General features: G+C 52.5%; 20 protein-coding genes and 1 riboswitch. Of the genes, 11 read left to right on the top strand and 9 right to left on the bottom strand.

Annotated elements, in window-relative coordinates; translation table 11 throughout:
• Positions 1 to 166 precede the first annotated feature (166 nt).
• On the top strand, positions 167 to 865 hold the full coding sequence (locus tag P0X86_RS21900; RefSeq protein WP_213579236.1) for a nucleotidyltransferase domain-containing protein: 699 nt from the start codon (positions 167 to 169) through the stop codon (positions 863 to 865).
• Between the two features lie 116 nt (positions 866 to 981).
• Positions 982 to 1,077, top strand: a complete 96-nt coding sequence (locus tag P0X86_RS21895; RefSeq protein WP_015736424.1) for a hypothetical protein — start codon at positions 982 to 984, stop codon at positions 1,075 to 1,077.
• Positions 1,078 to 1,149: 72 nt separating this feature from the next.
• On the opposite strand, the gene P0X86_RS21890 is transcribed toward P0X86_RS21895, so the two are convergent.
• Together P0X86_RS21890 and P0X86_RS21885 are read right to left on the bottom strand one after the other, a co-directional pair.
• Positions 1,150 to 1,752, bottom strand: a complete 603-nt coding sequence (locus P0X86_RS21890; protein WP_213579235.1) for a YkoF family thiamine/hydroxymethylpyrimidine-binding protein — start codon at positions 1,750 to 1,752, stop codon at positions 1,150 to 1,152.
• Between the two features lie 84 nt (positions 1,753 to 1,836).
• Positions 1,837 to 1,939, bottom strand: a riboswitch (TPP riboswitch).
• Between the two features lie 182 nt (positions 1,940 to 2,121).
• Positions 2,122 to 2,724 carry a nitroreductase family protein gene (locus P0X86_RS21885; RefSeq protein WP_009589776.1) on the bottom strand — a complete coding sequence of 201 codons (603 nt, stop codon included), beginning with the start codon at positions 2,722 to 2,724 and terminating at the stop codon, positions 2,122 to 2,124.
• A gap of 523 nt (positions 2,725 to 3,247) precedes the next feature.
• Here P0X86_RS21885 and P0X86_RS21880 point away from each other — a divergent pair.
• The 5 genes from P0X86_RS21880 to P0X86_RS21860 all read left to right on the top strand — a co-directional run bounded on the left by P0X86_RS21880 (position 3,248) and on the right by P0X86_RS21860 (position 8,679).
• Positions 3,248 to 4,201 (top strand): ABC transporter permease, encoded by a 954-nt coding sequence (locus P0X86_RS21880; RefSeq protein WP_277746428.1) that lies wholly within the window; start codon positions 3,248 to 3,250, stop codon positions 4,199 to 4,201.
• Positions 4,191 to 5,138 (top strand): iron chelate uptake ABC transporter family permease subunit, encoded by a 948-nt coding sequence (locus tag P0X86_RS21875; protein ID WP_277746427.1) that lies wholly within the window; start codon positions 4,191 to 4,193, stop codon positions 5,136 to 5,138. Before P0X86_RS21880 ends, P0X86_RS21875 begins: the two co-directional genes overlap by 11 nt.
• A complete protein-coding gene (locus tag P0X86_RS21870; protein ID WP_009589818.1) occupies positions 5,135 to 5,893 on the top strand; it encodes an iron ABC transporter ATP-binding protein in 759 nt (252 codons plus the stop codon). Before P0X86_RS21875 ends, P0X86_RS21870 begins: the two co-directional genes overlap by 4 nt.
• 203 nt (positions 5,894 to 6,096) lie before the next feature.
• The gene (locus tag P0X86_RS21865) at positions 6,097 to 7,068 is read left to right on the top strand and encodes a siderophore ABC transporter substrate-binding protein (protein ID WP_096776758.1); all 972 of its coding nucleotides are present in this window, start codon (positions 6,097 to 6,099) and stop codon (positions 7,066 to 7,068) included.
• A 186-nt stretch (positions 7,069 to 7,254) separates the two neighbouring features.
• Positions 7,255 to 8,679: an NAD-dependent succinate-semialdehyde dehydrogenase gene (locus tag P0X86_RS21860; RefSeq protein ID WP_277746426.1), complete on the top strand. Its 1,425-nt coding sequence runs from the start codon at positions 7,255 to 7,257 to the stop codon at positions 8,677 to 8,679.
• 169 nt (positions 8,680 to 8,848) lie between these two features.
• Here the strand turns inward: P0X86_RS21860 and P0X86_RS21855 are convergent, their stop codons facing one another.
• From P0X86_RS21855 to P0X86_RS21830, 6 genes are all read right to left on the bottom strand, one after another.
• Positions 8,849 to 9,811, bottom strand: coding sequence for a Gfo/Idh/MocA family protein (locus P0X86_RS21855; RefSeq protein ID WP_009590016.1), 963 nt, complete (start codon positions 9,809 to 9,811; stop codon positions 8,849 to 8,851).
• Between the two features lie 195 nt (positions 9,812 to 10,006).
• Positions 10,007 to 10,990, bottom strand: coding sequence for a Gfo/Idh/MocA family protein (locus P0X86_RS21850; protein WP_096776756.1), 984 nt, complete (start codon positions 10,988 to 10,990; stop codon positions 10,007 to 10,009).
• Positions 10,991 to 11,108: 118 nt separating this feature from the next.
• Positions 11,109 to 12,131 (bottom strand): Gfo/Idh/MocA family protein, encoded by a 1,023-nt coding sequence (locus tag P0X86_RS21845; protein WP_277746425.1) that lies wholly within the window; start codon positions 12,129 to 12,131, stop codon positions 11,109 to 11,111.
• A 42-nt stretch (positions 12,132 to 12,173) separates the two neighbouring features.
• Positions 12,174 to 13,010 (bottom strand): carbohydrate ABC transporter permease, encoded by an 837-nt coding sequence (locus P0X86_RS21840; RefSeq protein WP_009589889.1) that lies wholly within the window; start codon positions 13,008 to 13,010, stop codon positions 12,174 to 12,176.
• A gap of 16 nt (positions 13,011 to 13,026) precedes the next feature.
• A complete protein-coding gene (locus tag P0X86_RS21835; RefSeq protein ID WP_090908115.1) occupies positions 13,027 to 13,968 on the bottom strand; it encodes a carbohydrate ABC transporter permease in 942 nt (313 codons plus the stop codon).
• A 47-nt stretch (positions 13,969 to 14,015) separates the two neighbouring features.
• On the bottom strand, positions 14,016 to 15,278 hold the full coding sequence (locus P0X86_RS21830) for an ABC transporter substrate-binding protein (RefSeq protein ID WP_015736414.1): 1,263 nt from the start codon (positions 15,276 to 15,278) through the stop codon (positions 14,016 to 14,018).
• Positions 15,279 to 15,709: 431 nt separating this feature from the next.
• On the opposite strand from P0X86_RS21830, the gene P0X86_RS21825 reads away from it, so the two are divergent.
• From P0X86_RS21825 to P0X86_RS21810, 4 genes are all read left to right on the top strand, one after another.
• Positions 15,710 to 16,912, top strand: coding sequence for an ROK family transcriptional regulator (locus P0X86_RS21825; protein ID WP_277749071.1), 1,203 nt, complete (start codon positions 15,710 to 15,712; stop codon positions 16,910 to 16,912).
• Positions 16,913 to 16,982: 70 nt separating this feature from the next.
• Positions 16,983 to 18,473, top strand: coding sequence for a glycerol kinase GlpK (glpK, locus tag P0X86_RS21820; protein WP_096776752.1), 1,491 nt, complete (start codon positions 16,983 to 16,985; stop codon positions 18,471 to 18,473).
• Between the two features lie 187 nt (positions 18,474 to 18,660).
• Positions 18,661 to 20,391, top strand: a complete 1,731-nt coding sequence (locus P0X86_RS21815) for a glycerol-3-phosphate dehydrogenase/oxidase (RefSeq protein ID WP_277746424.1) — start codon at positions 18,661 to 18,663, stop codon at positions 20,389 to 20,391.
• Between the two features lie 112 nt (positions 20,392 to 20,503).
• Complete coding sequence (locus P0X86_RS21810) at positions 20,504 to 21,496, top strand: aldose 1-epimerase (protein ID WP_277746423.1); 993 nt, start codon at positions 20,504 to 20,506, stop codon at positions 21,494 to 21,496.
• A 98-nt stretch (positions 21,497 to 21,594) separates the two neighbouring features.
• Here the strand turns inward: P0X86_RS21810 and P0X86_RS21805 are convergent, their stop codons facing one another.
• Positions 21,595 to 22,416 (bottom strand): YwaF family protein, encoded by an 822-nt coding sequence (locus P0X86_RS21805; protein ID WP_277746422.1) that lies wholly within the window; start codon positions 22,414 to 22,416, stop codon positions 21,595 to 21,597.
• Positions 22,417 to 22,604: the final 188 nt, after the last annotated feature.

The raw sequence follows: 22,604 nt of genomic DNA, 5'->3' as shown, positions 1-22,604 counted from the left end.
GAGAGCATGTGAATGTAATTCATCTCATCTATCCCTTCTTCCTTATCGTCAATGCGGGTAATCGTTTATTTACCATATGATTCAGGTACGTTTGGGGTTTTCGTTGAATTTAATATTTTGAGCCCTTTTTTGTGGCGGATGAGAGAATTACTGGAGGAAAACGGCCATGAGACTGGAACCGACGGAGGCAGCGATACGCGTCATGCAACGAAATTATCCCGACTGCTTGCTTGCCGTACTTGGCGGCAGCGCGAGCAGTGGTGAATATAATGAACAATCCGATCTGGACATCATCGTCATTGAACGGGACGGATATGACTTCAGCAGGAAGACGATCGAGGCGCATGGCTGGATCGCGGAAATATTCATATTGTCTTTATCCTCCTATCGCGAATATTTCGACGAGGGAGTGCTGGCGGCGAATCCGTCTTTGCAGCGGATGGTCGCCGAAGGTACGGTGCTGCGTTCGTTGCCTGAGGGAGAAGAGGTGCGGGCGGATGCCCGGAATGATTTGATTTACGGCCCCATGCCCTTGTCGTCGAGCGATATTGCCGAATACCGCTACATCCTGACCGAGTTTTTGCTGGACTTGACAAGTCCCCGCAGGGAAGGCGAAAAATGGTTTACTGTACACAAAATAGCGTCGACTCTATGCGAATTCGTGCTGAGGGCAAACCGGGAGTGGACGGGTGAAGGGAAGATGCTGTTTCGTTTATTCAACCGCTATAGCCCAGCTATGGGGGATCGACTGGAGGCAGCGCTTCTGGCGATTTATCGGGAGGACGATCCTGCGGACCTTATTGCAGTGACGGAGGAAGCGCTCAGGCCGTACGGAGGCAGGCTGCTGGTCGGTTATGAGGAATAAATAAGCCCTGCATAAAAAAGAGGGGGGTACATTAGCCGTGACGCTCGCCCGCCATAAGCAATAAGATAATAACGTGATTAACTCACGTCATTCTTTTAAATCCAGGAGGGATCTTCATGAGCGGAGCATACGGCGGCGCATGGGGCAATTCAGTAGGAACTATATTGGTTCTCTTTATCCTGCTCGTAATCATCTTGAGTGCTTGGGTTTAAACACCGTCAAATTCTTGCCTGCAATTGATAAAGGCCCGGCGCGTGCCGGGCCTTTATCTGTTGGAAAGGACCTTAAGCTTTGGCTTTGGGGGATGGGCTGTGGGCCGAAACCACCGCGGTCATGACCAGATGGCTGCTGTCGGATTGAATCGCATGTTGGAACGCGTCTTCGAGTGATCCGAACACCCGGGACAACGCCCCGTCCAATCGGCTGGCGTAATGTACGCTTCCACCGAATGTGCCCGCTGCCTTCGCACGATCCACTTCTGCGTAAATGACATCCATGTAATTGGCGCTACCCATCGGGTAAAGCGCGAATTGGCAGGCCGTTTCGATATCGGCGCGTTCCCCGATATCGTGGTTTAAGCGGGTCGAATCCTCATTCATATACGCATCGGCATCCGTATCGCCTGGGCAGCCGATAGAATAAGTACCGTTAAACACCGTGTGCACGCCGCTAGCCGCGGCATAAGCGAATATTGCTCTCGTCACATCAAACACATGCTCCGCACGGCCGCGAATACAAGTGCTTACATCATCCGTTTGGATCCAGACCTTATCCGAATCCACGGAACGAAGCGCTTCCGTGATCACTTCAACGAACCGATCCGTCATGGGAAATACCGAGAACCGGCAACCCACGATCCGGCTGGTTCCGCATACAAGCTCATTCATAAATTTTTTCCTCCCCATTGTATAAGTCCACGCAAAAAAACCGCACCCCATGAAGAAGTGCAGTTATGCCTACGCAAAGAAATAAACATAAATGCTACACTTCCCCACGCTAGTATGATCTAGATCGGGTGATAAGGGTTAACGGCGGTCCGCCGTCTCTCAGCACATGGCACCCCTAGTACAGCCAAACATCAAATATGCAGTTGGTATCAAGCCGGCTCCAAGAACTTCCGAAGATCAGAAGGCGGAAGGCCTGCTTCCTGTGTTATTGTATCGTTTTGCCGGCAGGTTTTCAATGGCAGGGCACCATAAAAAAGCCGCCTATTCCAATCCTCAGGGCTTGGGTAGGCGGCTTAGGCCGGCTATGGCTTACTTGTATACCTTCACGCGATCTTCAAGCGGCGCAAATTCTTTTTCGCCCGGATCTGCAACCGGTTTGCCGAAAGGCATTTGAGCGATCAGCTTCCAGTTTTCCGGAATGTTCCATTCGGACTTCACTTTCTCGTCGATCAACGGGTTGTAATGCTGGAGGGATGCGCCCAGGCCTTCTGCCTCGAGGGACGTCCATACCACGAATTGCAGCATGCCGTTGGATTGGTTCGACCAAACCGGGAAATTGTCGGCATACAGCGCGAACTTTTGCTGCAGGTCGGCAACTACGTTATTGTCCTCGAAGAAGAGAACAGTGCCGTATCCAGCGCGGAATGCACCCATTTTTTCAGCTGTGGATTTGAAAGCCTCTTCGTCTCCGACAACCTCTTTCAGAATGCCTTCGGTCAGGTTCCACAGTTTGTCATGCTGTTCGCCAAGCAGTACAACGACGCGTGCGCTTTGGGAGTTGAAAGAAGACGGAGTATATTTAACGGCTTCATTAACTATCTCCTGGATGCGTTCGTCGGAAATGACCGGGTCTTTGCTGATGGCATAATGGGAACGGCGATGCTTAAGTGCTGCTGAAAAATCTTTAGACATTGAAAAAAACCTCCTGATGTAATCATGTTTGCATAAGCCTGATAACAAAGATGTCCTTTAATTCAAGCAAATATGCATGTTGAGTTGAATTGCTGTCGTTGAATTATCATTCCACATTAACTTACGTTTAGTTAGAAATAATAATTATGTTAGCATATTAATATAACTTAGAGGGATTGTCAACGCTTCGAAGGAAAGTTAATTTATATTTTTTATACCCGGTTACTGAGAATTAAATCAGCTTCTACATACGTATGTATTTCGGGAACCGCGAATCCAAGCGGCTCAGCCTCGGTGATATAAAGTTTATCTCTGCGAAACTCCATATTATGAACAAATCATGAACAAATGATACTTGGATGAACAAATTAAATGATTTTGATTCTCAATTATACTTGTCGACTGAGAATGAGAATGATATAATCCATATCAGAACGCAATTGATAATCAATCTCAATGAGAATGGTTGGGGAATTGCTGACTGCCGGAGTTTCGACAGACATACGCCATAGAAGGAAGAACCATGAAGATTAGATACTTATTCGCAGCCGTTGTGGTACTCTCCATAATCTCGTTATTTATTGGAGTTAAAGATATCTCGCCACTGGAACTGTTCTCGATGACAGAACAACAACAGCATATTATGCTTGTAAGCCGGATTCCACGGCTTGTCAGCCTCATCTTGGCTGGAGTCAGCATGAGTATCTGCGGATTGATCATGCAGCAGCTCAGCCGCAACAAGTTCGTATCGCCGACGACGGCGGGCACTATGGACTCCGCCAGATTGGGGATCTTGGTTGCCATGCTCGTCTTTACGACAAGCGGCCCGCTTATCAAAATGCTCGTGGCATTCGTATTCGCACTGGCAGGAACCTTTATCTTCATGAAGATACTGGATCGGATCAAGTACAAGGACGCGATCTTCATCCCGCTGGTAGGGCTTATGTTCGGTAATATCGTCAGCTCGGTCGCGACCTTCTTTGCCTACAAATATGATCTTATACAGAATATGTCGGCTTGGCTGCAGGGCGATTTCTCCATGATCATGAAGGGCCAATATGAAATGCTGTATCTCAGTATCCCGCTTGTGATTCTGGCTTACCTGTTTGCCAACAAGTTTACGGTAGCCGGAATGGGAGAGGAATTCGCAACCAACCTGGGACTTCATTATCGGCGAGTCGTGAACCTGGGATTGGTCATCGTTGCGCTGGTTACGGCTTCCGTTGTGCTGACCGTCGGCGTGATTCCGTTCCTTGGTCTGATCATACCTAATATTGTCAGTCTGTACTTAGGGGACCACTTGAAAAAAAGCCTTTCGCATACCGCGCTGCTGGGGGCCGGGTTCGTACTGTTCTGTGACATCCTTGGCCGGATCATCATTTATCCCTATGAAATTCCGATTAGTCTGACCGTGGGCGTACTCGGAAGCGGTATATTCATTTTCTTACTGATGAGGAGAAAGGCTTATGACTTATAAAGCCAAACTCGGCCTGTTGGCCGCGGCGGCAATCATCCTGGTGGCAGTCTTTCTGTTCATTGATCTTGGCGGCAATTGGGATTACGCCCTTCCAAGACGAATCAAGAAGGTTCTTGCCATTATTCTGACCGGCGGGGCGATCGCTCTGTCTACCACGGTGTTTCAAACGGTCACGAATAACCGGATACTGACGCCAAGCGTGATGGGATTGGATTCCTTGTACATCCTGATCCAGACGACCGTGATCTTTGTCTTCGGCTCCTTCACGCTGTATAAACTGGGCAGCAATGTTAACTTTTTGATCAATGTCGGCGCGATGATCCTGTTCGCCGGGATCCTATATAAGATTTTGTTTCAGAGGGAAGGAAACAATATTTACTTCCTGCTGCTGATCGGCATGATATTTGGAACCCTGTTCTCCAGCATGTCTTCCTTTATGGAAGTGCTGATCGATCCGAACGAGTTCCAGTACGTGTCCGACAAGATGTTTGCCAGCTTCAACAATGTGAAGACCGAGCTTCTCATCCTGTCCGTCATTGTCGTTGCGCTGACCCTGCTGTATTTTGCCCGGTTTGCCAAGTACTTGAACGTGCTGTCGCTGGGTCGTGATCAGGCGATCAACCTTGGCGTAAACTATGATAACGTTGTGAAGAGGCTTCTGATCGTTGTCGCGGTTCTCATTTCGGTGGCCACCGCATTGGTAGGACCGATCACGTTCCTTGGACTGCTTGTGGTGAACGTCGCTTATGAATTCATGAAAACATACCGGCATTCACACTTAATCACGGCGTCCATTCTGATTAGCATTATCGCCTTGGTGGGCGGTCAACTGGTGGTAGAGCGGGTGTTTACGTTCTCTACTACGCTAAGCGTCATCATCAACTTCATCGGCGGCGTTTACTTCATATACCTGCTACTAAAGGAGAGTAAAGCATGATCCAGGTTACGAACGTATCGAAAGTCTATGGCGGCAAAAAAGTCGTTGATAACGTGTCGGTTACGATCCCGAAAGGTCAAATTACGTCCTTTATCGGCCCGAACGGCGCCGGTAAGAGTACTTTGCTGTCCATGATAAGCAGACTAACGGGCAAGGACAGCGGTCAAATTACGGTGGACGGCAAAGAGGTCAGCCAATGGAAAAGCGGGGACCTGGCGAAGAAGGTTTCGATTCTGAAGCAATCGAACCATATCAGCCTCCGCCTGACGGTGCGCGAGCTTGTATCCTTCGGGCGTTTTCCATACTCCCAAGGCCGATTGAACGCGGAAGACGAGAAATTCGTGGATGAAGCCATCTCCTATATGGAGCTTGAGGATATGCAGCATAAATATCTTCATCAGCTCAGCGGCGGTCAGACCCAGCGTGCTTATATCGCGATGGTCATCGCCCAGAACACGGAGTATATCCTGCTGGATGAACCTCTGAACAATCTGGACATGAAACACTCCGTACAGATTATGAAGATTCTCCGAAAGCTTGTCGCCGACCTGAACAAAACGATCGTGATCGTGATTCATGACATCAACTTCGCTTCCTTCTATTCGGATTACATCGTGGCATTGAAGGACGGAGCGATTGAAAGCGAAGGGAAAACCGAGAACATCATTCAGAGCAATGTTCTTCGGGGCATCTACGACATGGACATCGAGATCGAAGAGATTAACGACAATCGGGTGTGCGTATACTACGGTTAATCGATAAGCGAGATCCGAAAATATGATATGGACTCCGGGAGATGCTGGTGAAGCGTGCGAGCTTCTCCCTGCACAAGGACTAGGCCGCCTTGGTCAAAGGACGGCATGGTTTCCTCTGTCCAAATTGAATTACATATTCAACCATAAATTCAAATATATGTTGAATCATAAAGATTTTAAATATAAAAAATGGGGTGTTAGGAATGAAAAAATGGTTGGCTTTATTTATGGTAGCAATGTTCACGCTTGTGCTCGCGGCTTGTGGGCAGGACGATAAAACTAGCGGTGCGGGTGGAGGCGACGCTGCGGGAGAAACGCCGCCTTCGTCCGAAGAAATCACGATTACCCATAAGCTGGGCGAAACGCCTGTCAAGAAAAATCCTTCCCGCGTCGTCGTATTCGATTTTGGCATTCTGGATTCCGTGGATAAATTGGGCGTTGAGGTTTTGGGCGTTCCGCAAGCGAATATCCCGGCATACCTGTCCAAATTCGAAGACAAGAAATATGAGAATGTGGGCAGCCTGAAAGAGCCTGACTTTGAGAAAATCAACAGCATCGATCCGGATCTGATCATTATTTCCGGCAGACAGCAGGATGCATACGAGGAACTCAGCAAAATTGCCCCGACGATCTTCCTGGGCGTGGACACAAGCAAATACATGGAATCCTTCAAAGAGAACATGAATACGCTGGGTCAAATTTTCGGTAAAGAAGCCGAAGTTGAAAAAGAGCTTGCCACGATCGACGAAAACATCAAGGCTTTGAATGAGAAAGCTACTGCAACCGGCAAGAAAGCCCTGATCATTCTGGCGAACGAAGGCAAAATCAGCGCATACGGCCCAGGCTCCCGTTTCGGCATTCTGCATGACGTGTTCGGTTTCGGTGCCGTCGATCCTAACATTGAAGTGAGTACGCATGGTAAAGATATTTCCAATGAATACATCGTTGAGATGAACCCGGATTATCTCTTTGTTGTGGACCGCGGTGCAGCGGTAGCCACGGGTGAAGGAGAATCAGGCGCCAAAGCGGTTGTCGAGAACGAACTTGTAAACACAACCAATGCCGCGAAAGAGGGCAACATCGTGTATTTGAACCCTGACTTCTGGTATCTGTCCGGCGGCGGATTGACATCCGTATCCGAAATGATCACGGAAGTAGACGCAGCCGTTAAATAGGCGGGCGCTAAGCTATGAATATGGAAGCACTGGAGTTTCTTGACGAAGCTCCGGTGTTTTATTTTTTTGCATTAGGGTAAGTGGATATCGGATAATAGGCTGACAGACCCTAACGTTAAATAGATGTTAGTCAATCATGATATCGAATAATCGCAGCTTAGAAGAATCGATTAGGAGGTCATTCTTATGTTTCAAAATCAAATCTATATCGCTGGAAAATGGATTCAGACCGAGGAGCAGATGGATGTATATAACCCGGCGGACGGCACGGTTATCGGTACCGTATCCAAAGGCGGGAAGAAGGAAGCCCGGCTTGCCGTCGATGCGGCCGCCGATGCTTTTCCGGCATGGTCCCGCAGAACGGCGAACGAGCGGGGAGAGCTGCTGCGCCGCTGGCATGAGCTGATCGCGGAACATACGGACGAATTGGCAAGGATTATGACCACGGAGCAGGGGAAACCGCTGAAGGAAGCGGCGGGCGAGATTCAATATGCCAACAGTTTCGTGGCATGGTACGCGGAAGAAGGCAAGCGAATCTACGGCGAGACCATCCCCGGATCATCCAGCCGCCAGCGCATCATTGTAACGAAGCAGCCTGTTGGCGTCGTTGCCGCCATCACGCCATGGAATTTCCCGGCCTCCATGATTACACGTAAGGTAGCGCCGGCCTTGGCGGCGGGGTGCACCGTGGTGATCAAACCATCCGGCGAGACGCCGTTCACGGCGATCAAGCTGGTGGAGCTAGCGGATCAAGCCGGCATTCCAGCCGGGGTCATTAACATCGTAACCGGGTCTTCAAGCGACATTTCCGGCGTGTGGCAAGAGGACTGCCGGGTTAGAAAGCTGTCTTTTACGGGATCCACCGAAGTAGGGAAGCAGCTGATGGCCGGCGCGTCGGCCAACGTCAAGAAAATATCGCTGGAGCTTGGCGGCCATGCCCCGTTTATCGTGACCGATCAGGCGGACCTGGATCATGCGGCTGCGGGATTGATTTCTTCCAAGTTCCGCAACGGGGGACAGACCTGCGTATGTGCCAACCGGGTTTATGTTCAGGCAGGGATCGCGGAGAAATTCGCTGCGAAGTTTACTGAGCTTGTCAAGCAATTGAAGGTGGGCAGCGGAATGGAGGAGGGGGTCGATATCGGTCCCTTGATTAATCGGGAAGCCGTGGATAAAGTCGTACGACAGATCAAGGATGCGAAAGAGAAAGGCGGCATCGTCTTGGCAGGCGGTCAAGCCCTGCCCGAGCTCGGCCGCAATTATGTGGAGCCCACGGTCATCATGAACGCTACGGACGACATGGAGTGCATGAACGAGGAGACCTTCGGCCCCCTTGCGCCGATTACCACTTTCGAAACGATAGACGAAGCCGTGCAGCGTGCCAATAACAGTCCGTATGGCTTGGCCGCCTATGTATTTACGCAAAATCTGGGTGAAGCGGTACGCATTGCCGAATCGTTGGATTACGGGATTGTAGGCGTGAATGATCCGGTGCCTTCGACAGCGCAAGCGCCGTTCGGCGGCTTTAAGGAGAGCGGGCTCGGCCGGGAAGGCGGACATTACGGAATGGAGGAGTTCCTGGAGGTAAAATACATTTCGCTTGGATTATAAGAGTGGAACCCGGCATCTTCACGCTCCCAGTGATAGCGCAAGCGGAAAGAAGCCTCTGACAGGGAAGCGGCAGCTTACTGCGCTGCATGAACAGAACGAAACTTGTTGTTAAACGAAAAGTAAAAGGGCGTCCTCAAAGTCTGCAGACCGCGAGAACGCCCTTATTGCATTATGGCTGAATCGTTACAGGTTGGCCGGTCTCGGCGGATTCATTGGCCGCCAGCGTCACTTCCAGCGTCTTGAAGCCGTCTTCGTAGGATGCCAGCACCAGGCTCGGGTCATTGCTCCGAATGGCGTCAATAAAGGCATTGGTAAGATTTTTGTAAAAGTCCGTCTTGCTGCGGTACACCACTTCCTTCTCCTTGTCTACGATGGAGAGCGTGGTTCCGTCCAGGACGACCCGGAAATCCCGGCCCATAATCTCGATGCCGCTGCGGTGATCGAACTGGATAAACCCGGTTTGCATATGGCCGACGGCTCCGGAATCCAGGACGAATTGGATGGCGCCCACATCCGGAATGTCCAGATCCGGGATGTCATTGACCAGCAGCAGTTTCATATCGGCATACAGGCGGGTGATGTCGCCGCACAGGTAACGGACCAAGTCCATGGTATGCGTGGATTGCTCAACCAGCTGCCCGCCGGACAATGCCTTTTTGCGCCACCATGGAGTCGGCACAGGCGTTGTGATGTAGTGGGCGCGGACCATGCCGATTTTTTTGTCCTTGAGAAAATCCTTGGCGATCGCCACCGTATCCAGGTACCGCAGGCAGTAACCGGAGGCGGCGATGATTCCGCTTTCAGCAATGACTTTGGCTTTATGGCGAACGGACTCGACGTCCAGTCCCAGCGGCTTCTCCACCATCAGGTGAATGCCCTTGGCAGCTGCCTGCTCTTCAATGTCGCCATGGCAGAAGGGCGGGATGCAGACATACAGCACATCGAGCGGCTCCTGCTCCAGCATCGTGCTGCCGTCCGTATAATAGGCCGCACCGTAAAGCTCGGCCTGCTGTTTGGCTAACGCTTCATTCGTATCGCATATCGCGGCCAGCTGGACATGTTCGTTCCCGTGAAGATTTTTAATGTGGACGGCGCCCATGCCGCCCGCTCCCATCACGCCTGCTTTAATCATAGATTGCTTCACTCCCGATCGTATAAATGTTGGCTCCAAGTTCCGGTAACTCGATTACTCACACGTGATTATAGCCCCGCCATCCATATTATTCAAGCATTCATTTGGGCCCGGATTCACGGATCCGCTATGAGAAAAAGCACAGAAGGCCTTCTCGTATACGACGAGAAAACGACTTCTGTGCCGGTTATCGAATCACAGCTCCGACATCGCGATCGTCCGCTTGTCCGCGGACGATCGGTAGGCGGCTACGGCCACGGCCAGCGCATGAAGCCCGTCCTCGCCGGTAACGGATGCCTCCGCGGCGCCGGAGGAGATGGCATCCACGAAATCCCTGATCAGGCTGGCATCCATGCTGTCACCCCAAGCCTGATGGCGGTATCCGGATTCATCGGTGTATACGTGCAGCTTCTGACTGGTGGCATTGACGCTAAGGGTCCCGGCGGAACCGACGATTTCCAAGGTGACGTCGCCCCAGGTCGGGAACTCCTTGTTGCGGGACCAGCTGCAATCCAGCGTAGCAAATACGCCATTGTCGAATTCCATGGTCAGGATGCCGCTGTCATCAATCGGAGCTTCCGAGATGAGATGGTCGACCTCGGCGTACACTTCCTTGACCTCGGCACCGGTGATCCAGCGCATAATATCGGCGACGTGCACGGTATGGTCAATGACGGCTCCTCCGCCGGAGAGCTCCGGATCGATGAACCAACCGCCGGGATTGCGTCCGCGGTTGGTTCCCTTCATGGCCAGAATGCGGCCTAGTTTTCCCTCATCGATCATCTGCTTGGCCCGCACGACCGTCGTATTGTAACGCACCGGGAACGCCGTTTGCAGCAGCACGCCGTTTGCTTTGCAGGCATCAATCATGTCCTGTGCATCCTGTATGTTGGTCGAGAGCGGTTTTTCGCAGAGCACATGAACCCCGGCCGCAGCGGCGGCCAGCACGTGCTCCTTATGATGCGCGTTCTCGGACGTCACGATGACGCCGTCCAAGCCTTGGTCCAGCAGCTCGCGATAATCCCGATAATAGGCGGTTTCGAAATGCTCGGCGTATTTCCGGCCGCGCTCCTCTACAGGGTCGGCGATGCCGGCAAGCTCCACGCCTTCAATCCCGAGAAGGGCTTTGGCATAACTGAACGCATGCATATGCGCAAAGCTGATCACTCCCAATTTCATGGCTTTCTCTCCTTGTTTAGTGATATGAAAGTATATCCCGCAGAGGCTTGCCCTCCTTATCCAGCAACAAAATCTGCAGGATGCGGGCTCTCCAGATAATACATCGATCGCGTTTATTTCATGTCGAGGCGAGGGTAAGCGCAGCGTCCCCGACAACCACCGGCTCGCCTGCAGCCATGGAGGCTAGAGCGGCAAGTGCGATGCGAAGCGCTTCATATGCGTCTTCGGCGGAAACCAGCGGTTCGCTGCCGTCGCGGATGCACGACATAAAGTGTTCCAGTTCCCGGTAATAGGGACTTCGTTCAAGCGGACTTTCCGGAACGGCGACGCCGGGAATCGTCGCGGCACTGCTCCGCGATTTGAAGAGAAGCGGGCTGTCCTTGGCACTATCGTAGTCAATGATGCCACTGGTGCCCGCCATCTCCAAATTCATGGAGAAGCCGTCATGGGCCCAGGTGCCCTCCACATGAGCGATGACGCCGCTGCGGAAGCGAAGGGTCACCAGCGAATAATCCAGCTGAGCCTGGAGGCGGCCGTTCAGCCCCTTGGCATAGACGCGCTCAACTTCTCCGAAGCACCAGCGCAGGTAATCAAAATCATGGATCATCGCATCCAGCGTAATGCCGCCGCTCGCTCCAAAATCGCTGTACCAATGGTTCCAGCCGATCGGATAACCGCCGCCGCGGCCAGCCCGGATGACGGCAGGCTTCCCGATGCTGCCTTGATCGAGCAGCGACTTGGCCTTCACGTATTCCGGGAAGAAGCGCAGCACATGACCGACAAACAAGCGCACGCCCTTATCACGGCAGTAGTTGATCATGAATCGCGCGTCTTCTTCGGTTCTTGCCAGCGGTTTCTCGCATATGACATGCTTGCCGATGTCCGCCGCTTTGACAACGTAGTCCTTGTGAAGCGGTGTTGGCAGGCAGACGTCGATGACATCAATCTGCCCTGCACCCAAATCCTCTACCGCGGCTTCGAACGAACGATAGGCGCCTGCTTCATATTCGTCCGCAAGCTGCCTCGCTTTCTCCAGCCGGATATCGGCGATGCCGGCAAGCTTCACTCCCGGCATCGAAGCATAGGCGGCGGCATGGGTTTTTCCCATGGCGCCTGCCCCAACGACTAACACGTGTAACATTTATCGTACACTCCTTTTTTACTTGGTGGGCTGATTCAGCCGTTATCCTTTGATCCCATTCATGGCTATGCCTTCAATGAAATACCGCTGAAGGAAGATGAACAGGATGATGATGGGAAGGGTGGCCATCAAGGCCCCGGCCATAAGCAGCGGATAATCGGTGGAATGCTGCCCCTGGAAGCTGGATATCCCGATCGAAAGGACGCGCATCTCCTCGGAGCTCGTCATAATGAGCGGCCACAGCAGATCGTTCCATGAAGCTAAGATGGTGAAAATCGCCAACGAGACGAGTGCGGCCTTGGATAACGGCAAGTAGATATTCCAGTAAATTCGGAAATAACTGCAGCCGTCGATTTTGGCAGCCTCCTCCAGATCCTTCGGCAGCGTCATGAAGAACTGTCTTAGCAAGAACGTGCCGAAGGCGCTGAATATGCCGGGTACGATGAGCACGTAAAACGTGTCGAGCCAGTTGAACTCGCGCATGATGACAAAGCTCGGAATCATAACGACTTGGGAAGGTACCATCAATACGGCCAGGAGGGCGAGAAAAATGGCATTCTTGAACGGGAACCTCAAGCTGGCGAATGCGTAGGCTGCCAGCGAGCACAGAATGAGCTGGCCCGCGGTGCGACCCACCGTCACGATGACGGTGTTCAAATAATAAGTGCCGAAATCAATGGTTTGGATGACACGAAGGTAGTTGTCCGGATGCCATTCCACAGGCAGCCATTTCGGCGGAACGGACATGGAGTCGGCAAAGGACTTGAAGGATGTCGAGATCATCCACAGAAACGGCATGATCATGAGCAGCGCCCCGACGGCTAACAGGATGTGTACCGCCAGGCGGCTTGCTTTTTCAGCTTGGGTTGAAGTAGTCACGTCTACGCACCTCCTGTTATTGGTAATGGACCCAGCGCTTCTGAATGTACATCTGAACCATGGTGATGATCAGAATGACCACGAAGAGAATGAAGGCTTGCGCCGAAGCGTACCCCATGTTGAAGTATTTGAATCCGTCTTCCCAGATGCTGTATACCACCGTCCGGGTGGACTCGAGCATCGTGGTCTGCTGATCCATCATGATGAAGATCAGGTCAAACACCTGGAACGAATTGATGAAGGACATGACCAAAACAAAGAACAAACTGGGCGTGAGCAGAGGCAGCGTAATCCGGAAGAACTTATACAGCGTCCCCGCTCCGTCAAGCGAAGCCGCTTCATAGTAGCTGCCGGAGATGCCCTGCAGACCCGAGAGCAGAATGACGGCGTTATAACCGATGCTGCTCCACACGCTGACAAGCACGATGGAGAACAAGGCGAATTTCTCGTCAAACAGCCAGTTGGGCTGCGGCAGGTTCATGACGCCCAGCACATGGTTGATTAATCCGAATTCGGAATTGTACAACCATTTCCACACCATGCCGACCGCGATCGGCATGGTGATGACGGGAATGAAATAGAACGTGCGGTAGAAGACCATACCCTTGATCTTCTGGTTCAGCAGCACCGCCAGCACCGTTGCCAGTGCAACGGATAACGGTACCGTACCGATGGTATACAGCATCGTGTTCAGCATGGAGCCGGTGAATTTGTCGTCCTTCATCAAATTCGCGAAGTTATCGAGCCCGATGAATTGGGGGGCAGTCAATCCGTCCCAGGAAGTGAACGACAGAAACAGGGAGGCGGCGGAAGGTGCCATGTAGAACAGACCGAGGCCCAGCACGACAGGCAGAATGAAGATGTATCCCCACATGGCTTCGTGAAAGGCAAGTTTCCCGACCTTTCGCTTGGCCGTCGTTTCAGGAGGTTTCGTGGTCACAGTGATGGGAGAGCTCACAGGCTGCACCGTCCTTTCTTAGGTTCCGTATTGGAAGGGGCTGTTCGTTAATTGGTTTCCGTCGCAAGGATGGCATTCATCTGCTCACCCGCATTTTTCAACGCCTCTTCAAACGTTTTCTTGCCGAGGAAAGCGGCCTGGATTTCCTTCACTTCCGCGTCCTGCCACTCTGCGGTTTTTTGTGATACGGGATACGGGACGGCAAACTCCAGGCTGTCGACGAACACTTGCAGATCAAGCGAAGGAATGGATTTCAGCCATCCTCCCTCCGTGCCTTTGTAAGCAGGCATCGAGAAGCCCGAGTCGGCCAGCAATTCCTGTCCTTCCTTGCCGGATAGAATCTGAATCAATTCCCAGGACTCCTGCTCGACCTTGGTTTTGCCGTTGATGGCCCAGCTGAGCCCATGGACGATGGACGCCTTTTCCTTTCCGGCGGGCAGAACCGCGACGCCCAGCTTGTCGCCAAGCAGCTTGTGCAGTTCCGGAGAGTTGACGGAGATTCCCGGGAACATGGCGGCTTTGCCCGATCCGAACAGCTGGCGCGACTTGGTTTCAAGCTGCTGCTGCGCATTCGGAGAGTAGCCTTTTTCAATCAGGCTCTGCTGCCATTTGAATGCCGAAAGAGCTTCCGGCGTATCGTAACCGGACGTTTTTTTATCGTCGGATATCACGAATCCGCCGGCCTGGGCAATATAGTTGTAATAACCGATTTGACTGTCGATCGGCGTAATGTAGCCGTAGATTCCGTTCGATTTATCCGTCAGCTTGGCTGCGTTCTCTTCTACCGTTTCCCAGGTCCAGGTATCGTCCGGATAGGGCAGCCCGGCCTTGTCAAACAATTCTTTGTTGTAGAATAGTCCTACGGAATCCTGGAAGTAAGGAAGTCCGTGAAGCTTGCCTTGATAGGTATACATATCGACGAGCGCTTCGGTATAAACCGAGGTGTCGAGCCCGCTTTGCTCGATCAGGGGGGACAGGTCTTTGATCAGACCGGAGGAGGCATACGAGTGAAAGTTGGGTCCGTTCATCCAGTAGACGTCGGGACCGCTGTTGCCGGCGAGGCTGGTTTTCAGCTTGGTCCAATAATCCGCCCATGGGGTGTAGGTCACCTTCACCTGTACATTGGGGTGCTTCTCATTGAAAATTTTGATGGATTTGTCCAGCGTGTCCCGCACATTTTCGTCCCACAGGGCAACGTTGATGACCTTCTTGCCATTATCTCCTCCGGAGGCATTGCCGCCCCCGCAGGCGGACAGCAGGGCGGAGAACACGAACAGTACCGAAATCAGGACAGACATTCTTTTTTTCATCAAATAACCCTCCTTGAATTCACATGGTTTTTGATCAAGCGTTGATGGTCGTGTGGCTTGTTCGAAGTGAATCGATCCCCCAAAGCGCCCCCTTTGTGTTTGAGTATAAAAAGCGATAGTTATTCCAATCGTCGAAAAAAGTTAACATCCATATGCTATCTATCTTGACAGAATAACCAGCTTCTATTGCGAAAGATTATATAATTACCTTGTTTATTTTTCAAGATAGCGATTTCAAATCCTTTTAAATTCTTTTTTTCACAATATGAGAGAGTCATTATCAAATCTTACGCCGTATGTTATTTCGATAGATGGAATAAGTTTATAACCGCTTGTTGAAAATGTTATAGTGGTTCTAACCTCATTTTTCCGATACAGAAAGTCGCACTACAATGAAGAACCCATAGAAAGGTTGAACTTGCTTGAACAATATGAAAAAAGGCAATCACAAGCTGATCCAGGCGCTAAACCGGTCCAAGGTGCTGAACAAGATCCGTACGGAAGGCCCTATATCCAGAATCGAACTGGCCAAAAAAAACAAGCTGAGTCCCTCCACGGTGGCATCGGCCGTTCAAGAACTGATCAGGGAAGGCTACGTTTCGGAAATTGGAACAGGCTCCTCCAGCGGCGGTAGAAAACCCATACTGCTTAAATTCAATCCGGATAATCACTTCCTGTTAGCCGTAAGCATAACGAATTCGGTCATGATCCTGGCCCGGATGAATCTGGAGGCGAAGGTGCTCGCGAAGGAAACGCACCCTATAGCCGGACTCCAGGGAGAAGCGGTTATCGAACGGCTGCTGCAGCTGATGGATGATTTCATGGCAGGTCAAGAGGATCTGGAACGGTGCGTCGGTATTTCCATTAACGTCCCCGGCATTGTGAGCGACAGCCAGGGCGTCGTGCACTATAACACGAAACTGCGGATGACGAATGTTCCATTGAAACGGATATTTGAAGACCGCTACGGAATGCGGACCTGGGTTGAGAATGACATGAATTCCGTTGTGCTTGCCGAACGCCGGTTCGGCGATTACGCGTTCGCGAATCTGATCTATATATCCATCGGGGACGGGCTTGGTTCCGGTATATTGATTAACGATCATCTCCTAAGAGGCAAGCATGGCGGTGCCGGGGAGTTCGGGCATACGAGCGTGAATCGCAGCGGAATCCGCTGCGAATGCGGCAATGCAGGCTGCCTCGACAGCTATATCAGCTGGATTGCCGTGTATTCCCGCATTATTACGGCAATCGCAACGGGAAGGCCGACGCTGATCCAGGAGCTGAGCGGAGGGGATTACAGTAAAATTGTTCCGTCCGTATTCAAGGAAGCCCTTCGCAAGGGGGACAAGCTGGCAAGGGATCTGAATGAAGAAGTGGCCGAACACTTGGGGGCGGCCATCGTCAACCTGGTGAACATGTTTAATCCCGAGGCGTTGATATTAGGCGGGGATTTGGCGCATGGTAATCCGGAATTGCTGGACATGGTCAGCGCATATATCGACCGGCATGCGATGCCGATTCTGAAGGAAGACATGGTTTTCGGCTTGGCTTCCCTGGGCGAGGAGGACAAGCTGATGGGTGCGGCTTCGGTCCTGCTGCAGGACCTGCTGGGCTTCTCTTTGATGGAATAATGGATTTGACAACGTTTCCATCTGCACGTTATCTTTGGTTAAATGCATAAGCAGAAAGGGGAGAAGATGCTTGGAGAAGTACATTCTGGCGCTTGACCAAGGAACGACAAGCTCGCGCGCGATCCTGTTTAACCGCGAAGGGCAAATCGTTCACTCCGCTCAAAGGGAATTTCCGCAGTATTTTCCGAAGCCCGGTTGGGTGGAGCAGAATGCCAACGAAATATGGGGCTCGATTCTGGCGGTCATTGCGACTTGCTTATCCGAAGCGGGCGTGAAGACGGAGCAGATTGCCGGCATCGGAATTACGAATCAGCGGGAGACCGCGGTGGTATGGGACCGCAAGAGCGGTGAACCGATCTATCCCGCCATCGTATGGCAATCTCGCCAGACGGCCGGCATATGCGAGGAGCTCATTGCAGCAGGCCATGACGCCACGGTTAGGGAGAAGACGGGACTTCTGATCGATCCCTATTTCTCGGGAACGAAGATCAAATGGATCCTCGATCATGTGGACGGTGCGCGCGAACGGGCCAAGCGAGGAGAGATTATATTCGGGACCATCGACACCTGGCTGATCTGGAAGCTGTCGGGCGGCCAGGTGCATGTAACCGATTATTCCAACGCATCGCGTACGATGCTCTATAACATCCACGAATTGAAATGGGATGAGGAGCTGCTGCAGCTGCTGGACATCCCCAAGGCCATGCTGCCTGAGGTCAGGCCGTCATCCGAAATATATTCCAATACGGCATCCTATCACTTCTTCGGGCGAGAGGTTCCGATTGCCGGAGCGGCCGGCGATCAGCAAGCGGCGCTGTTCGGCCAGACCTGCTTCTCCGAAGGCATGGTGAAGACGACCTACGGAACAGGCAGCTTTATGCTGATGAATACCGGCGATAAGCCGGTTCAATCCGAGCATGGGCTGATCACCACGATCGCCTGGGGACTGGATGGCCGCGTACAATACGCGCTTGAGGGCAGCGTCTTCGTGGCGGGCTCCGCGATACAGTGGCTGCGCGACGGGCTTCGAATGTTCCGCGAAGCCAAGGACAGCGAGCCCTATGCAAGACGGGTCCAATCCACCGAAGGCGTCTATGTGGTGCCGGCTTTTGTCGGTCTTGGCAGTCCGTATTGGAACAGCGATGTGCGGGGGGCGGTCTTCGGCCTGACGCGAGGCACGTCGAAGGAGCATTTCATCCGTGCAACCCTCGAGTCGCTTGCATATCAAACGCGCGATGTGCTCTCCGTGATGGAAGAGGATTCGGGCTTTCATATCGAATCCCTGCGGGTGGACGGAGGAGCGGTGTCCAACACCTTTCTTATGGAATTCCAAAGCGACATCCTGAACGTCCCGGTGGAAGTGCCGGACATTACGGAGACAACGGCGCTCGGTGCAGCTTACCTGGCAGGGCTCGCAGTCGGCTTCTGGAAGGATCAGGAGGAGATATGCAGCAAGTGGAGCATGGGGCAAAGCTTCAAACCAACCATGGAGGAAAGCGCAAGGGAGCAATTATACAGCGGCTGGAAAAAAGCCGTTTATGCGGCAATGGCTTTTCATTAGCATTTTATATGGTATAATGATCAATAAGTGAATAGATGTCTGGAGACTTGGAGAGACCACTAGGCGCGGATACCTCATGTTATGGGGTTGTTACCGCGTGTTTCGTGGTCTCTTTTTTGCTGTCTTTTTTCATGGGAAAGGTAACGATAGATAAAAACAGGGTAAAGCATACTGGGAGGGATTCAATGTGGAGCAGTCACAGTCGTTTTCAAGTTTGGACCGCGGGCATCGATTTCAAAGAATAGCAGAGGACACCTACGATTTGATCGTGATCGGCGGCGGAATCACCGGAGCGGGGATTGCACTGGATGCGGTCACGCGCGGCATGTCGGTGCTGCTGGTGGAAATGCAGGATTTTGCCGCGGGAACGAGCAGCCGTTCCACCAAGCTGGTGCATGGCGGGCTGCGGTATTTGAAGCAGTTTGAAGTCGGCATGGTGGCCGAGGTAGGCAAAGAACGGGCCGTGGTGTACGAGAACGGGCCGCACGTAACGACCCCGGAATGGATGCTGCTGCCGATACACCAGGGCGGCACCTTCGGGAAGTTTAGTACCTCCATCGGTTTGATGGTGTATGATTTCCTGGCCGGCGTGAAGCGGGGAGAACGGCGATCCATGCTGTCCGCCTCCGAGACGTTAAAACGGGAGCCGCTTCTGAAGCAGGAGGGCCTGAAGGGCGGCGGCTATTACGTGGAATACCGGACGGACGACGCCAGGCTGACGCTGGAGGTCATGAAGGAGGCGGCCGCCAGAGGGGCGGTTCTGTTTAACTACGCCAAGGCGGAGTCGCTGAATTATGATGCGAATGGGCGGATTACCGGGGTTACGGTACGGGATATGCTCGGCGGTGCTGTGAAGTCCGTCTCCGGCACCAAAATCGTAAATGCGGCCGGGCCTTGGGTGGACCAAGTGCGCGAAATGGATAAGTCCAGGAAGGGAAAAATGCTTCAGCTGACCAAAGGGGTTCATCTGGTCATCGACCAATCCAGGTTCCCGCTTCGCCAGGCGGTCTACTTCGATACGCCCGACGGCAGGATGGTGTTTGCCATTCCCCGGGACGGGAAAACCTATGTCGGCACAACCGACACGGTTTATAAGGCGGATCCCGTACGTCCCTTGATCACGGTGGAAGACCGGGATTATATTTTGAAGGCCATCCATTACATGTTTCCGGGCGTAAAGCTAAGTCCGGCAGACGTTGAATCGGGATGGGCCGGGGTCCGGCCCCTGATTCTGGAGGAAGGCAAGAGCCCGTCCGAAATTTCCCGCAAGGATGAAATTTGGGAATCCCCCTCCGGCCTGATCACCATTGCGGGAGGGAAGCTGACCGGGTATCGGAAAATGGCGGACACCGTCGTTGACCTGGTAGCGAAACGGATTCAAGAAAGCGGCGGGAAGGCATATGGCGCCAGCGTAACGAAAAATCTGCCGATTTCCGGCGGTCAGGTTGGCGGTTCCAGCCAATTCCCGGATTTTGTCCGCAAGCAGACGGAGCTCGGCACGGCGCAAGGAATTGACCGTAAGCTTGCCGAGCACTGGGCGCGAATGTACGGCTCAAACGCAGCGGAATTGTTCCGCTTGGCCAAGGAAGGCTCCGATCAGGCGGAGGCATCGGCGCTTCCGGTGTCGGTATTGGTTCCGCTGATGTATGCCATTGAGCATGAGATGGCATCGAAGCCGGCCGACTTTTTTATCCGCCGCACGGGGTCTCTCTTGTTTCATATCGACTGGACGAGAAAATGGAAGATACCCGTGATCAATTATATGGCTACCGTACTGGGCTGGAGCGAACAGCAGAGAACCGAGTACACCAGGGAACTGGATGAGGAGCTGGCTTCGGCCGCGCAGCCGGCCGCTAACGAACCGCCGGCCCAGGCACCGATTCCGCCAAACGCTCCAAAGGCCAAACTTTCGTCTTAACCGGCCGGCCGTGAGAGGGGGATGGGTCAGCCCATCTACCCCGAACATATAGAAGTAAGGGCACTGGTATGATAATCTATATACGTTCACACTTGAGAGGAGAGATCACCCGATGAACCACAAAGCGTATGAAGGATCGTATCAGGGAGAGCGTGCGGTTTGGCTCCAGCATGGCCCTTATGAAGCGGCGATATTGCCTGAAATCGGAGGCAATCTCATCGCTTTCAGGGATAACGTAAGCGGTTACCGGTTCCTGCGCGAGCCGGAAGAGAACGAAATGGAAGCGTTCAAAGCCAGTCCGGGCGTTCACGGCATTCCTGTTCTGTTTCCGCCTAACCGATATGAGGACGGACGGTTTCCTTGGAACGGACAAACCTATCAATTCCCGGTAAATGAAGAAGAGACGGGCAATCACCTCCATGGTTTTTTACATACGACCCCTTGGAGTGTCGAGGATTATGGCAGCAGCGAGACCGAGAGTTATGTGGTGGTCTCCGTCACGGTTGACGAGCATCATCCGGTGTACGCCATGCTTCCGCATCGCTTCACCTTCCGGCTTCGCTACACGCTGAATCAGGACGGCTTGGCTCAGCATGTGTTTATACGGAATCAGGGTACCAGCAGCATGCCGTGCCTGCTAGCCTTCCATACGGCGATCAATGCTCCCTTTGCCCCGGAAAGCACGGCGGATGATTGCGTCGTGAGAATCACCATTGGCGAGCGGTGGGAGATGAGCGACCGGATGCTGCCGACCGGCAAGTTCCAAGCGCTGACGGCAGAGGAAAAGCTGCTTCGCACGAGCGGCGTGAATCCCTATTTCGATTCGATGGACAACCATTATACGGCCGTTCCGCAAAACGGCAGAAACCGCATGGAGCTGACGGATACCAAGCTAGGCAAAACATTCGTTTACGATGTCGGCAACTCGTATAAGCAGTGGATGGTATGGAACAGCAAAGCGTCCCGCAAATTTTTCTGTCCTGAACCGCAGATCAACCTGGTTAATGCACCGAACACGGACTTGCCTGCGGACGAGATCGGTTTGTTCGGCTTGGCGCCGGGCGAGATTTGGGAGGCAAGCTCCCGTTTGTATCTTAAGAATTAGGGGAAGGACCCCTTGCTTAAAAAAGCGTATGGATGGAAGCACCCGAAACGACAGGGGTGTTAACGATCCATACGCTTTATGTTTGTATGATGCCTTGTTCAACCGCCTGTCGAAGACAAGGAAGCCCGCTCGTGTTTGCGTCGGCGGCTGCGCCTCATCCGATCCGGGATGACGAAGAAGGCGAGATGCATGAGGATAAACAGCGATAGCGCGATAAGTTCCTCTACAACAATATAAACGGGATGCGGCCCCAGCAGATCGAGCAGCGAAGCCGTATCCGGCTTGCGCATCAGGAACATATAGTTCGAACCGACAGCGAGGTTGACCAGACCGACTAAAAGTGCGGACACGTTAAGAAAGACCATCGTCCAGGCGATGGATTTCCAGGTGGGACGGTACCCCCGAACCCATGTCATATACAATGCCGTCATGATGATCGCGATATGGACAACAAAGAAATGAAAGAACCGGAAGTGCGGAAAAGGGTATCCCAAATTAGGGGTTAATACAGCTTGCAGGGCTCCGCCGATTCCCGCAAAGTAAACCAGCGGGTATAAGCGGCGTTTATCCGTAAGCAGGATGGCGATGGAGAGGAACAGGGTCAGACTGCACAACTCCAAGGGAAGCGAAGTGGCTGGATCCCATATTCCGGTTGACACATACCAGACATGAAGGGAAGCTTCTGGCAACGCAAGGGCAGCGAGCAAGCCCCATCTTACGGTCTTTTGCAGAGAAGGCTTGGAGGCGATGGCAGTCCTGAACAGGTACAGCAGCAGGCCAAGGATGATGCATATGCCAATGGCTATCCAATGTTCAACGGAAAAGGCAGCAAACGCTTCCGGGTATTGCGGATCAAAATAGGATTCGATGCATGACCACTCCTTTTTGAATGTACATAAGATTTCATTCGATATTACCATAATGTGGGTTATTCATATATACCCGAAGCGCGTTGGGGAAGGAAATCGTCCGCGTCGCTAACGTATCTATGTAGAACAGACGCCAAGAACAAAAAGGCTGCTAAAATCATGCCAACGCAAGAAGATCCCACCTCCGAATGTAAAGGATACGGGATCTTCTCTTGTCCTGCGCCAGATTCAAGGTATAC

The organism is Paenibacillus sp. BR1-192 (genome assembly GCF_029542445.1).
In the GTDB taxonomy this organism is placed as follows: Bacteria; Bacillota; Bacilli; order Paenibacillales; family Paenibacillaceae; genus Paenibacillus_AQ; species Paenibacillus_AQ lautus_A.
This window is presented reverse-complemented; position numbering and strand designations above follow the sequence as displayed.

What these genes read in the sequence shown, in the direction of transcription:
- P0X86_RS21890 (WP_213579235.1), bottom strand. Translation starts at nt 1,752, where the DNA reads ATGAATGAGCTTGTATGCGGAACCAGCCGGATCGTGGGTTGCCGGTTC.
- P0X86_RS21895 (WP_015736424.1), top strand. Translation starts at nt 982, where the DNA reads ATGAGCGGAGCATACGGCGGCGCATGGGGCAATTCAGTAGGAACTATA.
- P0X86_RS21875 (WP_277746427.1), top strand. Translation starts at nt 4,191, where the DNA reads ATGACTTATAAAGCCAAACTCGGCCTGTTGGCCGCGGCGGCAATCATC.
- P0X86_RS21865 (WP_096776758.1), top strand. Translation starts at nt 6,097, where the DNA reads ATGAAAAAATGGTTGGCTTTATTTATGGTAGCAATGTTCACGCTTGTG.
- P0X86_RS21870 (WP_009589818.1), top strand. Translation starts at nt 5,135, where the DNA reads ATGATCCAGGTTACGAACGTATCGAAAGTCTATGGCGGCAAAAAAGTC.
- P0X86_RS21810 (WP_277746423.1), top strand. Translation starts at nt 20,504, where the DNA reads ATGAACCACAAAGCGTATGAAGGATCGTATCAGGGAGAGCGTGCGGTT.
- P0X86_RS21885 (WP_009589776.1), bottom strand. Translation starts at nt 2,724, where the DNA reads ATGTCTAAAGATTTTTCAGCAGCACTTAAGCATCGCCGTTCCCATTAT.
- P0X86_RS21860 (WP_277746426.1), top strand. Translation starts at nt 7,255, where the DNA reads ATGTTTCAAAATCAAATCTATATCGCTGGAAAATGGATTCAGACCGAG.
- P0X86_RS21900 (WP_213579236.1), top strand. Translation starts at nt 167, where the DNA reads ATGAGACTGGAACCGACGGAGGCAGCGATACGCGTCATGCAACGAAAT.
- P0X86_RS21850 (WP_096776756.1), bottom strand. Translation starts at nt 10,990, where the DNA reads ATGAAATTGGGAGTGATCAGCTTTGCGCATATGCATGCGTTCAGTTAT.
- P0X86_RS21880 (WP_277746428.1), top strand. Translation starts at nt 3,248, where the DNA reads ATGAAGATTAGATACTTATTCGCAGCCGTTGTGGTACTCTCCATAATC.
- P0X86_RS21805 (WP_277746422.1), bottom strand. Translation starts at nt 22,416, where the DNA reads ATGGTAATATCGAATGAAATCTTATGTACATTCAAAAAGGAGTGGTCA.
- P0X86_RS21855 (WP_009590016.1), bottom strand. Translation starts at nt 9,811, where the DNA reads ATGATTAAAGCAGGCGTGATGGGAGCGGGCGGCATGGGCGCCGTCCAC.
- P0X86_RS21825 (WP_277749071.1), top strand. Translation starts at nt 15,710, where the DNA reads ATGAAAAAAGGCAATCACAAGCTGATCCAGGCGCTAAACCGGTCCAAG.
- P0X86_RS21830 (WP_015736414.1), bottom strand. Translation starts at nt 15,278, where the DNA reads ATGAAAAAAAGAATGTCTGTCCTGATTTCGGTACTGTTCGTGTTCTCC.
- P0X86_RS21845 (WP_277746425.1), bottom strand. Translation starts at nt 12,131, where the DNA reads ATGTTACACGTGTTAGTCGTTGGGGCAGGCGCCATGGGAAAAACCCAT.